The organism is Fructilactobacillus sp. X8R4C1 (assembly GCF_059900905.1).
Genome location: NZ_JBWXVJ010000002.1, coordinates 112,175 through 126,736, shown reverse-complemented (window position 1 = coordinate 126,736; position 14,562 = coordinate 112,175). Strand labels below are relative to the sequence as shown.

Sequence of the window (14,562 nt, the reverse complement as noted above, 5' to 3'; positions counted from 1 at the left end):
GATAAGTCCTTATTATTCAAATTGCTTGGCAGCTCTCACGGCCATCTTCCATCCCTTGTATAGTTTTTTTCTTTTATCGCCACTCATATGTGATTCAAAAAAAGTACCAACACGCTTACTTCTTTTAATTTCATCAATATCCTTCCAAAATCCAACCGCCAAACCAGCCAGATAAGCTGCTCCCTGTGCCGTAGTCTCTGAAATTAATGACCGTTCAATTTGATCATTTAAAATATCGGCTTGAAACTGCATTAAGTAATCATTTTTAGCAGCTCCACCATCTACTACTAGTGATTTAACCGGAATCTTAGTCTCTTCTACCATCGTATCAAGAACATCCTTTGTTTGAAATCCTAACGATTCAATGGTCGCACGAACTAATTGATTACGCGTCGTTGATGATGTCAAGCCAAAAATCGATCCACGAATTTCCTGATCCCAATATGGTGCCCCTAGTCCAGTAAACGCTGGCACTACGTAAACTCCGTCACTCGTTTTGGCATCATAAGCCATTTGCTCAGAGGCCTTAGCCGATGAAATTAAACCCATCTCATCCTTTAACCATTGAATTGCCGATCCAGCCACAAAAATGCTACCTTCTAAAGCATATTTAACTTCTCCATTCAATCCGTAGGCAATTGTGGTTAACAATCCATTACTAGAAAACCTTGGCGTTTTTCCTGTATTCATCATAATAAAGGCACCCGTTCCATAAGTATTCTTCGTCATTCCGGGTTGTAATGCTAATTGTCCAAATAATGATGCTTGTTGGTCACCGGCAATTCCGGCAATTGGAATCTGTACCCCTAAAAATGAATATCCCTTCGTATATCCAAAGAAGTGTGACGATGGTTTCACTTTAGGTAACATTTTCTTAGGAATATCGAAGAGCTCTAACAGATCATCATCCCATTTCAAATCGTTGATGTTATATAACATTGTCCTACTAGCATTAGTATAATCAGTGGCATGAACGGTTCCGCCGGTCAGATTCCATAGCAACCATGAATCAATGGTTCCAAATAATAAATCTCCATTCTCCGCCCGTCTCTGGGATCCCTTTACATGATCTAAAATCCATCTAATTTTCGTACCAGCAAAATAAGAATCAACAATCAGTCCCGTCTTTTGGTGAATTAAATCAGCGTAACCATCAGTTATTAACCGATCAGCAATTTCACTGGTCTGTTTTGATTGCCACACCACAGCATTGTAGATGGGCTTTCCACTTCGTCTATCCCAAATTACAGTCGTTTCACGTTGATTAGTAATGCCGATACTTCGCACTTTATAGGGAGGAACTTCAGAGTTAATCAATACCTCAGAAATCACAGATTCAACGGCATTCCAAATTTCAATTGGATTTTGTTCCACCCACCCTGGATGAGGAAAAGATTGTTTAAACTCACGTTGTACTTTTCCCACAATCTGGCCATCATGATCAAATAACATTGCTCGAGCAGAGGTCGTTCCTTCATCAATTGCCATTATGTATTGCTTGCTACTCATATTTTCCCTCGTTTTTTCAAATAAATGTTATGTGTTAATTATACCCTAAGTAATTTAGCATACCAAACGTGAAGTTATACCATAACAAAGGCAATATGGTAGAATACTTACATGTGATTTAATAGGAGGCAATCTAAATGACAAGTTTTAATGAATATTCCGCATGTACCAGCATTTTAGTTGGAAAAGATTCCACGGTTGATGGCAGCACTTTAATTGGTCGCAATGAAGATGCTAAAGCATCATGGCCAAAACGATTTGTTGTCCATGAACATAAGGAGTATCAGGATGATCAGGAATTCAAATCAACTGATAACGGCTTCAAAATGCCGCTACCAAAAACACGGGGAAAATACACTGCTACTCCCGAATGGACCGACCAAGACGGTTTATTTGAAGAGGATGGTATTAACGAATATGGGGTTGCTATGAGTGCAACTGAAAGTACGTACGCTAACGCACGTGTCCTAGGTTATGACCCCCTTGTAAAAGATGGAATCGGCGAAGAAGCCATGGTAACCGTAGTCTTGCCTTATGTCCATTCCGCAAAGGAAGCCGTCAAACGTCTTGGTAACATTGTTGAAAAATATGGGGCCAATGAAAACAACGGAGTCCTTATGTCTGATAAAGAAGAAGTTTGGTACTTAGAGATCGGTTCCGGACACCAATGGATCGCTGAAAGAATTCCTGACGATGAATACGCCATCGTTGCTAATCAAATGGCCATTGAAGAAGTTAACTTTAAAGATAATGATCACTTCATGTGGTCACCAGGGATTAGGGACTTTGTATCAAAAAACAATTTAAATCCGGATCGTTCTGGTTTTAACTTTAGACACATTTTTGGAACCCATGACTTATCAGACACCTACTACAACACCCCTCGAGTTTGGTACGGACAAAAAATGTTTAACCCAGAAATCAATCAGGATCCCACTTCCCAAGACCTCCCCTTTACAAGGAAAAGTGAAGAATTAATATCGGCACTCGATGCCCAAAAGTTGCTCAGTTCACACTATCAGGGAACTCAGTTCGATCCAATTGGTGCAGGCGAAGAAGCTGATCGAACTCGATTTCGTCCCGTGAGTTTAGCCAAAACCCAAGAATCACACGTGCTCCAAATCAAACCTAATCTACCAATTGAAATTGGTGGAATTCACTGGCTTGCTATGGGTGTAGCGGCTCAGAGTACTTACGTCCCATTTCTTGAGGGAATTTCTGATACTCCCAAAGCATATAAGTACCACGTCAAGATGGATTTTGATCCTAAATCGGCTTACTGGATCTTCAAGCTAGTTGGAATCTTAGTTGACCCCCACTACCTTGAATTTGGTGACAAACTTAAAAACGTGCAACAAAGTTTAATCGAACAATACGAACAAATTTTACAGCAGGTAGAACAGGAGTCCCACGGCTTGGATTCAACAGAACTAACTCAGCTTGCTAATGAGGCCAGTTCTAAGACAAGTAAACTCGCTTTGCGTAGCTTTAAGAACCTTGGTCAATACTTGATTACAAACTCAACGGACTTCTCTCCTCTTAACTATCACCAAGATTTAAATCTATAAAAAAAGAGAGTATACTTTATTAGTATTTCCATTAAATTTAATCAAGGAGAGTGACTTTATGTCTAAAGGGAAAAAGCAAAGTAAATTAGGCTTAATGTCTTTAGTTTTAATGATACTCACTGCGATATTTGGCTTTGGTAATACGACCGTCGCCTATGATCAAATGGGCTACGCCAGTATTATCTGGTACATATTTGGAGCACTAGTATTTTTCTTACCGGTTTCATTAATGTTTGCCGAATATGGTTCGACTTTCAGTAGTGCTAAAGGTGGAATTTATTCCTGGCTTAAAGAGTCAATTGGTGAACGCTTAGCCTTCATCGGAACCTTTATCTGGTTATCATCATGGATCATTTGGATGATCTCGACTTCTTCTAAGGTTTGGATCCCATTTTCTAACATTATTTTCGGAACGGACAAAACCCAAACATGGCATTTGTTCGGAATTTTTACCCCAATGCAAACAATTGGAATCCTCGGGATTGCCTGGATTTTAATTATTACTTTGTGTGCGACTCATGGTTTTGATTCAATTGCTAAGATTGCAAACATCGGGGGAGTATTATCAATTGCTTTGCCACTGATCTTTGCTATCTTATCAGTAATTGTTTGGGTCTTAAATAAGGGCCAACTTGCTGAACCAGTCAATGGCGCTAAAAGTTTCATTCAATCCCCTAATCCATTATTCGTAACTCCAATCGCCATCATGTCATTTGTTGTTTATGCGATTTTTGCGTATGGAGGAATGGAGTCAATTGGTGGAGTCGTTGATAAGGTCAAAAATCCTACGAAGACTTTCCCCCGTGGGGTCATCATTGCGGCAATCATCATGGCAGTCATCTATTCTGGATCCATTTTTTTGGTTGGTATTACAGCTAACTGGCATGAAGTTGTCGGAAAGGGTTCGGTCAACCTAGGTAATATCACTTACGTTTTAATGAATAACCTTGGTTATGTTTTCGCTAAAACCCTTGGCTTTTCAGCCGGATCAGCAATGGAATTCGGTCGCTTCATGGCCCGAATAGCCGGTTTAGGGATGTTTATTCCGTACTTAGGTTCTTTCTTTGTTCTGATATATTCCCCAATCAAATCATTTATTGAGGGATCCAATCCAGATTTATGGCCTAAAAAAGTGGTTAAATTAAATAAACATGGTATGCCAGGGTTTGCAATGTGGATTCAAGCATTTGTTGTTGTTGCCGTTATCTTTGTCATTTCTTTCAGTGGCAATAATGCTCAACAATTTTACTTAATTTTAACTGACATGGCTAATATTTCGACAACTTTCCCATACTTATTCTTAGTTGGAGCTTTCCCATTCTTCAAGAAACTAAAGAATGTTCCTCGTCCCTTTGTCTTTTACAAGAATCGAATTGCTACTAACATCATGATAACCATTATCTTGGTTGTACTAGTGTTAGGAATTGGCTTTACTGCTATTCAACCAATCTTGACTCATGATTACACCACCGCCTTCTGGACCATTGTGGGACCACTAGCTTTTGCACTGGTTGGTTGGTTAATGTATGAATACAACAGTCGAAGAGGTACTAAAACTGCTAAAGAAATTGATGACCAATAAAAAAAGAGTTCGCAATGCGAACTCTTTTTTTTACATAAAATTAATGCTTACGACTTGCTTCTTTAATACGAGCGGCCTTACCAGAACGATCACGTAAGTAATACAACTTAGCACGACGAACTGAACCATGTCTAACAACATCAATCTTAGCAATTCGTGGTGAATGTAATGGGAAAATTCTTTCAACCCCAACTCCACTGGCAATTCTTCTTACTGTGTAAGTAGCTTGAATGCCTGAACCATGACGTTTAATTACAACACCAGTAAACTTCTGAATACGTTCGTTACTACCTTCAACAACCTTTACGGAAACCGTAACGGTATCACCGACACGAAATTCAGGAATATCTGAACGAAGTTGATCACTATTGATCTTATCAATCAATTTATTTTGACGCATAATCATTTCTCCTAACTAGCATTCTTATCTTCTCGACAGCGGAATACCGTTTTATTTAGCCATAAAAGACCACTTAAAATTATAACATACAAACCAAAAAACTCAATACTTACCGATCTTCTTCCTCAATTTTAACGTCCGCCAATAATTCCTTTTGCCTTTTTGACAGTTTATTGTAATTAATCAGATCTGGTCGTCTTAAATATGTCTTTCTTAAAGATTCCTTCTGTCGCCAATCATCAATTTTTTGATGATCACCACTAGTTAAAATCGGTGGAACTTCTAATCCCCTAAAGTCTGCTGGTCGCGTGTATTGAGGATATTCAAGCAATCCACTTGAAAAAGAATCTCCTGGAGCTGACTCTTGATTACCAAGGACACCCTTAATGAGTCGAACGGTCGCATCAATCATTACTAGCGCAGGCAATTCACCACCCGTAAGGACAAAATCACCAATTGAATACTCGTCAGTTACTACGGATTTAATTCGTTCGTCAAAGCCCTCATAGTGACCACATAAAAAGGTCAAATGGTCCTCTTTGGCAAGATTTGCAGCATCGTTTTCATCAAATTTTTTCCCTGCCGGATCAGTTAAAATGACTCTACCAGATGAATAACCCTGTTTTTCTGAAACTTCTTGAGAATGCGCAAAAGCATCAAGCATTGGTTGAGGCTTAAGTAACATTCCAGCTCCCCCACCAAAGGGGGTATCATCCACGTTATGATGTTTATTAGTCGAAAAATCACGAAAATTAGTAATATCAATATTTATGATTTCTTTTTCAATGGCCTTACCGATAATGGATTCACTCAAAGGGCCCTTTAAAATATTAGGGAAAAGGCTCAATATATCGATCTTCATCGTTACTGCATTCCCTCCATTAACTCAACGACTACTTTATGATTAGGAATATCCACTTTTTTTACGACCGAATCAATCTTTGGAAGTAACAAATCATCTTTATTTTCACGCTCCACTACCCAGACATCATTGGCAGGCATATCCATAATATCACTTATTACACCAATTTTATTATCATCTTTATCGATAACATCCATGCCGATAATTTGTTGATAGAAATATTCGCCTGGTTGTAAGTCAGTATTTTTTCTTTGCTCCGACGTAATTTTTAGGATGGCAGGTTTAAGGTATTCAACATCATTTATAGAATTGCGACCAGAAAAATGCAACAGAATAAATCCCTTATGGCTTCTAACCCCGTCAATCTTCAATTCTTCCATTTTTCCGTCTTTGGGGAATACATAAACAAGATTACCAACTTTAAAGCGTTGATCAATAAAATCAGTAGTAGGTTTTATTCGTACTTCACCTTTAATTCCCTGAGTATTTACTAATTTCCCAATTTCTAAGTAATCCATAGTTCACCTATTTCTATAAAAAAACTCTTAAATAAAAACGAGTTTTATCTAAGAGCTAATCTTTGCCATCATCAATAACGAGTTTAATTCGCTTTCCATCATTAACGTGAACACTATAAATTATGGTTCGAATCGTCTGAGCAACTCGACCCTTTTTTCCAATAATACGTCCAACGTCATTAGGATTGGTAGACAATATATATTCGCTAAATTGATCAGTATCCTGATGATTAATACTAATATCATCAGGATACTTAACTAATGGCTTAACGATTGTTTTAATTAAATTATCAAAATTAACCATAATCAATCACTTATTTCTTAGCTGCTAATTTAGCATCATGTAATTGTTTCATAATACCTGCATCTGACAAAATATTACGAACAGTATCAGAAGGTTTAGCACCTTTTTCCAACCAGTCCATGATTGATTCTTCTTTTAAAGTTACTTGATCAGGTTCAGTTAATGGATTGTAAGTACCAACATTTTCGATAAAACGACCGTCACGAGGGCTACGTGAGTCAGCAACCACGATACGGTAAAATGGACGCTTCTTGGAACCCATTCTTCTTAATCTAATTTTTAATGACATAAACACACCTCCTAATAGTTTTCTTAACAGTTACTAATATTACCAATAAATATTAGTGATGTAAAGGTTTTTTTCTTTACAGTCTGAAATTAATGTCTTTTTTTATTTTTTCGTCGCTTTTTTTTATTCTTTTTGATCTTGCGACTCATCCGCTTCATGGCGAGATTCGACAATTTACCAGTCATTCCTCCACCCATTCCAGCAGAATCCATCATATTTGACAAACCAGACATATTTCCGTTAGACACTTTGTTCATCATTTTCTTCATTTGATCAAATTGTTTAATGAGTCGATTGACTTGTTGAATCGGTTGAGCCGATCCGCGAGCAATTCGACGCCTTCTAGAGGGATTTAAAACATCGGGGTTGGAACGTTCCTCATCAGTCATTGAATAGATAATCGCTTTAATGTGGTCTAAATCTTTTGGATTAACGTTTAAATTCTTTAATGCCGGATTATTGGCCATTCCTGGAATCATTTTAACCAAATCTTGAATTGGACCCATCTTTTGAATTTGTTCTAATTGATCAACAAAATCATCAAAATCAAAAGAATTTTCCTTGATTTTTTCGGTTAATTCCTTAGCTTGATTTTCATCATACTCTTTCTGAGTCTTTTCGATGAACGAGAGCATGTCTCCCATTCCCAAAATTCGAGAAGCCATTCGATCGGGGTGAAATACGTCCAAATCATCTAATTTTTCACCTTGACCAACAAACATAATTGGTTTGTCAGTCACTGCCCTGATTGACAAAGCAGCTCCACCACGAGTATCTCCGTCTAACTTTGTTAGAATAACACCGGTAATATCTAAAGCATCGTTAAATCCGACCGCCGTATCAACGGCATTTTGACCTGTCATAGCATCAACAACTAAAAGAATATCATTTGGATTGGCCACCTTTTTAATATTCTTTAATTCATCCATCAAGTTTTCGTCAATTTGAAGCCGACCGGCCGTATCAATTAACACATAATCGTTATTATTATTGCTAGCTTCCTTTAAACCATCTTGAACAATTTGTACTGGGTCAACATCCGTTCCCTCTTGAAATACTGGAACATCAACTTGTTCGCCCACCTTTTCTAACTGTTCAATTGCTGCGGGACGATAAACATCGGCAGCGATCATTAATGGACGCGCATTATCTTCAGATTTAAGCCTTTTAGCTAATTTACCCGCTGAAGTAGTTTTACCTGCTCCTTGAAGTCCTACCATCATAATGACTGTAGGAATCTTGTCTGATTTAACTAGCGGAGTGGCAGATTCACCCATCATGTTAGTCAGTTCATCGTTAACGATCTTAACAATTTGTTGGGCCGGATTTAATCCTTCAAGAACATCCGCGCCCTTAGCTTTTTCTTGAACCTTCTTTACAAACTGACGAACCACCTTAAAGTTAACGTCCGCTTCTAGTAATGCCAATCTAATTTCCCGCATTGTTTCACGCAAATCAGATTCGCTGACCTTGCCTTTTCCTCTTAAGTTTTTAAAAGCTTTTTGTAATCGATCGGTTAAACCTTCGAAAGCCATCTTTTCACCCCTAATTTTCTTCCGTAATTTCTAAGTGATTCACCAACGCATTTAAGTGTTCATCATTTGGATAGTGCTTTTTAATGTAATCTCTAATCTCATCGGTTTGCCGATTGCGTAATACAAACAATTGATATAGGTGCATTTTACTTTCATAGTCTTCAAGAATTTGCTCAGTTCTTTTAATGTTATCATAAACCGCTTGGCGACTAATATTGAAATTTTCTGAAATCTCACCTAACGAAAAATCATCTGCATAGTATTCTTGAATGTACTCTGCCTGTTTCTTAGTGAGTAATTCACCATAAAAATCATACAAAGCATTAATCCGATTATTCTTTTTAATGTCCATCTAAAGTCACCACTAATTGTCTTGAATTAATCCCTTAAATAAACCGTCGATAAAGCTCTTAGAATCAAATTTACGCAAATCATTAACCGTTTCTCCCAGTCCAACGAACTTTACCGGAATATTAAGCTTATTTTTGATTGCAATTACAATTCCACCCTTGGCAGTTCCATCAAGCTTTGTTAAAACAATTCCCGTAATGTTAGTGATTTCATTGAACATCTTGGCTTGATTCAAAGCATTTTGACCAGTAGTTGCATCAATCACCAGCAACACTTCTTGAGGTGCGTCTGGAATTTCACGCTTAATGACCTTATCAATTTTAGCAAGTTCATTCATCAAATTAACTTTATTTTGTAATCTTCCGGCAGTATCAACAAATAAAATATCATAATTTTCTTTTTTGGCTTTATCTACTGCTTCAAAAACAACCGAAGCTGGGTCACTTCCAGCTGACTTTTTAACAATATCAACACCATCACGTTTGGCCCATTCATCTAATTGTTCAATGGCACCCGCTCTAAATGTATCAGCAGCCGCTAAAAGCACCTTTTTATTTTGCTTTTTAAAATTATTGGCCATCTTACCAATGGTCGTCGTTTTTCCAACTCCATTGACACCAACAAATAAAATCACAGTTGGGCCAGTTTGAGATAATTTGATTGAACTATCTTTATCACTTGGTGCATCATACAAATCGATCATCTTTTGGACGATTAGATTTTGAACTTCTTTTGGTTTCTTGGCATTTTTTAATTTAACCTCTTCTTTTAGTTCATCAGTTAGTTGGATTGCAGTTTCAAATCCAACATCGGATTCAACCAGCGTATCTTCTAAATCATCAAAGAAATCATCATCAACTGAGCGAAAATTAGCAAATAGCGCATTTAATTTTTGTCCAAACGAAGACCGTGATTTTGCCAGACCATGTTCGTATGCTTTTTCAGCTGATTCAGGCTGCTTAGTTACATCATCAGTAGACTCTTTGACATCTTCATTTTTATTAGAAGAATGATCTGTATCAACCATAGACTGGCCTTTTTCATCTGACTTGTTATCGTCAGTGCTTCGAACACCATCTTTTGATGTTTGCGTTTGTTCTTCCGGTTCTTCAGAAACATCAGCTCCATCATTCTTACTCTCACTTGATCCATCATTTTTCTGACTAACTTCATTTTCTTCAGTTTGTTGAAAGTGGTCACCTCGATCAGAGGTGTCGTCACCAGTAGCCTTTGCTTTCTCATCTTCTCTTTTAGACTGCTTGGTTTCGTTCTCTTTGTCGTCAGATTCCTTCTTCTTACTTTTAAAAATATCAAATAAACCCATAATTATTCTCCTAGCTTTTTAGATTCATCCAAGTTGACCGAAACAACCTTAGATACACCCGAATCTTGCATTGTAACTCCATAAAGATGATCCGCATAGACCATCGTTTCCTTTCTGTGAGTAATTACAATAAATTGTGTATTATTCTTTAAACTCTGCATATACCGCGCAAAACGATCCACATTAGCAGGGTCAAGAGCAGATTCAGCTTCATCCAATATTACAAACGGAACTGGTTTTACCTCAAGAACTGAAAAAAGCAGTGCCAAAGCCGTTAGAGCTTTCTCACCACCAGAAAGTAAATTGAGATTACGGTATTTCTTTCCGGGTGGTTTTACCAAGATATCGATCCCGGTTGTAAGTAAATGATGCGGGTCATCCATTTTTAGTTTGGCTTCCCCACCACCAAAAATATTGCGAAAAATATGACTAAACGCAGTTGCAATTTTATCATAAGTTTCGCTAAATTTAACTTTTACCGTTTGATCCATTTCATTCATTATCCCAATCAGTTGGCTCTTAGATTCAATTAAATCATCAAGTTGATGATTCATAAATTCGTAACGATCTTTCACTTCTGCATAGGCATCAATTGAATTAACATTAATCGGACCCAACTCGTCAATTTTAGATTGGATGGATTTAATCAATGAATCGATTTCGGGTAATGCAAGTTCCACCTTCTTCATTGAGCTAGTTCCTTTAATCATGTTATCGCGTTGATAACGCTCAGAATCAAGGTTATCTATAGCAGTTTTTAAATTCGATTCTAGCTTTTGAACTATTTCTGTTTGAGAAATTAAACGATCCTGAAGATCGGAAACTTGATGATCATATTTTTGATCATCTTGGTTAAACTTATCAATTTTTGAATTAAGATCGTTAACATCCCGCTTAGTACTTTGGATTTGTTGTTCTAGTTCGGGAATATTAGTTTTTACTGCCACCACTTCTTGATTAATTGATTGCTTAAGTCCATTTATACTATTGGCTAAGCTTTTTAATTGAGTTTCAAAATTCAACCTTTGTTTTAAAAGACTTTCCCTGCTGAACTTGAGTTGACTATTTTGTTCCTTTAAGCGAATCAACTTTTCTTTGATTTCAGATGATTTGATATTATTTTCGTTAACATTCCGAGTAAGTTTTTCAATCTGACTTTTGATTGAGGTATTCTTAGACTGATTTTGCTTAATTTGCATTTTTAAATCATTAATCTTATGAGAAAGATCAATCTCATTTACACCATCATCACTAGTTGTGTTTTTTAATTGTAATCGAATTGCATCAGCATTTCTTTGAGACTCCTTTAAACTACTTTGATTCATACTAATGCTTTTTTGTTTAGCTTGAATCTCTCCTTTTAATTCATTTAATTTTTGACGAAGTTCATCGTGCTTATCCTGCTTTATTGTGTGCTGATCTTGGAATTTTTTGATAGTCTCCTCACCAGCATTCATCTTCTGGCTCATTTCTTCAACTTGCTGATTTAAGTGGACCAATTTTTCTTTTTGACTTAGTAAGCCAGTGGACTGGTTGTGATTTGATCCACCAGTGATTGCACCTCCAGCATTAACGACATCCCCATCTAAAGTTACCACTTTAGCCTTATGACCAATTGTCTTACTGATCTTTGTAGCACTTTTTAAATCAACCGCAATCATCGTACCACCCATCAGGTGATTCTTAACCCGTGTCATATCCGTTGGCATTTTGACCAGGTCCGAAGCAATTCCAACAAAGCCAGAAATCGATTTTACCTCATTTAACACATTAGAGGATAAATAACGTTCATTAACGGCATTCATAGGCAAGAACGTAACTCTTCCCAGTTTCTTCTCGCTTAAATAGTGAATTGCATCTCTAGCATCTTTAACATTCCCGGTGATAACCTGCTGAATCTGACTTCCCAGTGCTGTTTCAATGGCTATAACATAACGATCAGGAACTTCAATAAAATCACTTACTGTTCCTTTAATACCAGTTAAATTCGCTTTGCTTTTTAATAAGTTTCGCGTCCCGCGATAAAGCGAATTATGATTTTCCAAGATTGACTTAATACTATCTCGTTCCGTTTTAGTCTCCTGAAAAACACGTAATGCAGCATACCAGCTTGCCTTTAATTCTTTTTCTTTGTCCCTTGAATCTGACAACTTCTTATCAACTTGCTTTAATTCATCCACCATTTGTTTCTGGTTGTTTTGAAGTTTCGATAATTCGGTCTCTTCTGAAGTGATTTCTTGCTTTAAAAGGTTGCTTTGATCTTCAATCGCATTAATTTGCTGGTACTTCTCTTTTACCTCACTATCACTACGCTTGGATAATTTTTGCATTAACTTTAAATTATTCTTGGCACTGGCTAATGACTGCATCAAATCTATGTAATCATTTCTTATATTTTCAAGTTCTGTTTGTTTTTCTAATAAATTTTGCCGAATAGAAGCTGCTTCAAGCTGCTTCATCTTATGAGAATAGTCGGAAATGAGAGCTTGCTTTTTACTAATTTGACTTTGGTTGTCAGTAATATTGTCTTTGACGTTTTCCAGTTGCTCTTTTAAATCACTTACTTTACTTTCTAAGTCGTTAATCTTTTGTTGATTAAATTCACGTCGTTGCTGAGATAACTGCTGATCACTATGAGCTGATTCGAGTGATTTAGTGTCACTTAAAAGTTGATTTTGAAGTTGTTCACGCTTTTGACCCAAACTTTTAATCTTATTCGTTAACCCTTGTTTGCGTTCTTTAACTTCCTTAACTTTTATTTTTAAATTAGTAAAAGTAGTGTCTTGCTTTTTAAGTTCATTTTCTAGATTCAATTTTGCGTCTTCATGATTTTTAATCTTAATCACTAATTTAGAATACTTCAATTGATCAAGATATTTTTTCTTATCCAAATAGAGGGACGCAGCATCACTTTGCTCCTTTAGAGGCCCAATTTGTTTGTCCAACTCGTTAATAATATCTGAGATTCGATCCAAATTTCCTTGAGTATCAGCTAACTTTTGTTCAGTTTCCACCTTTTGTTTTTTATATCGATAAACTCCAGCAGCTGTCTCAATAATTGATCGCCTTTTTTCAGCATCATCATTGAGAATTTCATCAACATTCCCCTGAGAAATAATGGAAAGGGAACCCTCACCTAATCCAGTATCCATAAAAAGATTATTAATATCCTTCAAACGACAATCTTTATCATTGATTGAATAAGAACTATCACCATTTCGATAAACTTTACGTGTGATTTTAATTTCGGTATAATCAGAATCCAAAAAATGATCAGAATTATCAAAATAAATGCTAACTTCTGCACGACTAAGAGCTCTGCGCCCCTTGGACCCAGAGAAAATGACGTCTAACATTTTTTTACCACGTAAAGTTTTGGCCGACTGCTCACCTAAAACCCAACGAATTGCCTCGATGACATTACTTTTTCCGCTACCATTTGGACCAACAATTCCAGTAAGCCCATCCTGAAAGTCAATTGTGGTTTTATCTGCAAAAGATTTAAATCCTGCAATCTCAATTGATTTTAACTTCACCTTAATGCCTCATTTACTTAATACTTGTGCTTACTCCCAGTTCATTGAGTGCTTTCTTTGCCGCTTTCTGTTCTGCATCTTTCTTGGAATGTCCTAACCCGACTCCCATTTCTTTGCCGTTAATTTTTACCGCAACTTTAAATTTACGGTCATTATCAGGACCATCTTCACTAACTAGTTCATAGTCTAAATCAACTGGTCCATTTTCTTGAACAACTTCCTGTAATTCAGTTTTATGATCAAAGAATTCGTCAAACCAACCCTCATCAAGCTTAGGAAAAATCACAATCTGACAAAAATTCCTCACCGTTTCTATTCCTTGATCGAGATACACCGCTCCAATAAATGATTCAAAAATATCACATAAAAGTGAGTCACGTTGTCTGGCATTCGCCTTTTCTTCACCTTTGCCGAGTCGGATATACTTGTCAAAATGACATTCACGGGCAAAACGACTAAAACTATGCTCATTAACCATAGCAGCTCTTAATCTAGTCAGTCGACCTTGTGGTAATTCAGGAAAACGTCTAAAGATGTAGTCTGAAACCACTAATTGATAGACAGCATCCCCTAAAAACTCCAGACGTTCATAAAATTTTAATCCTTGACCGGGATGCTCGTTCACGTATGATGCTTGGGTCATTGCTTCATCTAAAAGTGCTTCATCGTTAAACTTAATATTAAACTTGTCTTTTAACAAGTCATCAAACTGCTTTTGCAATTCTATTTCCTCCAAAGGTAACATTTTTTCTTTTAATTATATCATTAATGCCTAAATTACGAT

Annotated in this window: 13 protein-coding genes; 2 read left to right on the top strand and 11 right to left on the bottom strand. The window is 36.8% G+C overall.

The genetic code is table 11. The features are described from left to right. Positions 1-12 precede the first annotated feature (12 nt). Complete coding sequence (gene glpK / locus AC6UDA_RS03615; RefSeq protein ID WP_500710964.1) at positions 13-1,509, bottom strand: glycerol kinase GlpK; 1,497 nt, start codon at positions 1,507-1,509, stop codon at positions 13-15. A gap of 137 nt (positions 1,510-1,646) precedes the next feature. Between glpK and AC6UDA_RS03610 the strand changes: the two genes are divergently transcribed. Then, entirely contained in the window at positions 1,647-3,077 is a 1,431-nt protein-coding gene (locus AC6UDA_RS03610) for a C69 family dipeptidase (protein ID WP_500710961.1), read from the top strand. A gap of 58 nt (positions 3,078-3,135) precedes the next feature. Next, entirely contained in the window at positions 3,136-4,659 is a 1,524-nt protein-coding gene (yjeM, locus tag AC6UDA_RS03605; RefSeq protein ID WP_500710959.1) for a glutamate/gamma-aminobutyrate family transporter YjeM, read from the top strand. A 40-nt stretch (positions 4,660-4,699) separates the two neighbouring features. On the opposite strand, the gene rplS is transcribed toward yjeM, so the two are convergent. The 10 genes from rplS to rnc all read right to left on the bottom strand — a co-directional run bounded on the left by rplS (position 4,700) and on the right by rnc (position 14,523). Further along, the gene (rplS, locus tag AC6UDA_RS03600; protein ID WP_500693725.1) at positions 4,700-5,059 is read right to left on the bottom strand and encodes a 50S ribosomal protein L19; all 360 of its coding nucleotides are present in this window, start codon (positions 5,057-5,059) and stop codon (positions 4,700-4,702) included. A 109-nt stretch (positions 5,060-5,168) separates the two neighbouring features. Continuing rightward, on the bottom strand, positions 5,169-5,921 hold the full coding sequence (gene trmD / locus AC6UDA_RS03595; protein ID WP_500693724.1) for a tRNA (guanosine(37)-N1)-methyltransferase TrmD: 753 nt from the start codon (positions 5,919-5,921) through the stop codon (positions 5,169-5,171). A 2-nt stretch (positions 5,922-5,923) separates the two neighbouring features. Beyond that, the gene (gene rimM, locus AC6UDA_RS03590; protein ID WP_500696714.1) at positions 5,924-6,439 is read right to left on the bottom strand and encodes a ribosome maturation factor RimM; all 516 of its coding nucleotides are present in this window, start codon (positions 6,437-6,439) and stop codon (positions 5,924-5,926) included. A 55-nt stretch (positions 6,440-6,494) separates the two neighbouring features. Beyond that, positions 6,495-6,743 carry a KH domain-containing protein gene (locus AC6UDA_RS03585; protein WP_500696715.1) on the bottom strand — a complete coding sequence of 83 codons (249 nt, stop codon included), beginning with the start codon at positions 6,741-6,743 and terminating at the stop codon, positions 6,495-6,497. Positions 6,744-6,753: 10 nt separating this feature from the next. Further along, a complete protein-coding gene (gene rpsP, locus AC6UDA_RS03580; protein ID WP_500693721.1) occupies positions 6,754-7,032 on the bottom strand; it encodes a 30S ribosomal protein S16 in 279 nt (92 codons plus the stop codon). Positions 7,033-7,121: 89 nt separating this feature from the next. Continuing rightward, entirely contained in the window at positions 7,122-8,567 is a 1,446-nt protein-coding gene (ffh, locus tag AC6UDA_RS03575; protein WP_500699491.1) for a signal recognition particle protein, read from the bottom strand. A gap of 10 nt (positions 8,568-8,577) precedes the next feature. After that, a complete protein-coding gene (locus tag AC6UDA_RS03570) occupies positions 8,578-8,919 on the bottom strand; it encodes a putative DNA-binding protein (protein ID WP_500699492.1) in 342 nt (113 codons plus the stop codon). A gap of 12 nt (positions 8,920-8,931) precedes the next feature. Continuing rightward, on the bottom strand, positions 8,932-10,242 hold the full coding sequence (ftsY, locus tag AC6UDA_RS03565; protein WP_500710956.1) for a signal recognition particle-docking protein FtsY: 1,311 nt from the start codon (positions 10,240-10,242) through the stop codon (positions 8,932-8,934). 2 nt (positions 10,243-10,244) lie between these two features. Then, a complete protein-coding gene (gene smc, locus AC6UDA_RS03560) occupies positions 10,245-13,778 on the bottom strand; it encodes a chromosome segregation protein SMC (RefSeq protein WP_500710954.1) in 3,534 nt (1,177 codons plus the stop codon). A 13-nt stretch (positions 13,779-13,791) separates the two neighbouring features. After that, complete coding sequence (gene rnc, locus AC6UDA_RS03555; RefSeq protein WP_500693716.1) at positions 13,792-14,523, bottom strand: ribonuclease III; 732 nt, start codon at positions 14,521-14,523, stop codon at positions 13,792-13,794. Between the last annotated feature and the right edge of the window lie 39 nt (positions 14,524-14,562).